The 256-nt window shown below is 36.3% G+C and carries 1 pseudogene; it reads right to left on the reverse strand.

What is annotated here, in order from left to right:
- Window positions 1-153: 153 nt before the first annotated feature.
- Window positions 154-256, reverse strand: a pseudogene (locus tag BN338_RS12275) (integrase); the annotation flags it as partial.

A 256-nucleotide genomic window follows, 5' to 3' on the forward strand; every position in this document is an offset into this window, starting at 1 on the left:
CATTTTGGATGATTTTTGAAGGTATTTTATTTATAGAAAACAATATTTTATCATACAATTTCTGATGTGATAATTTATGACTCTTATTGAAAAAGAATGAGAGAAAAGAGAGCTAAAGTTATCCACAGATAATGGGGTTATGCACCCCATATCTTAAGATTGCCCTGTGACAAAAGCCGCCCATTTATCCATATAGACACGGCGCTGCTCTAAATAGTCAGTACGACGATAAGCACGCTCTACGTTACCTCCGACC

Source organism: Bartonella queenslandensis AUST/NH15 (assembly GCF_000312585.1).
Classification (GTDB): domain Bacteria; phylum Pseudomonadota; class Alphaproteobacteria; order Rhizobiales; family Rhizobiaceae; genus Bartonella; species Bartonella queenslandensis_A.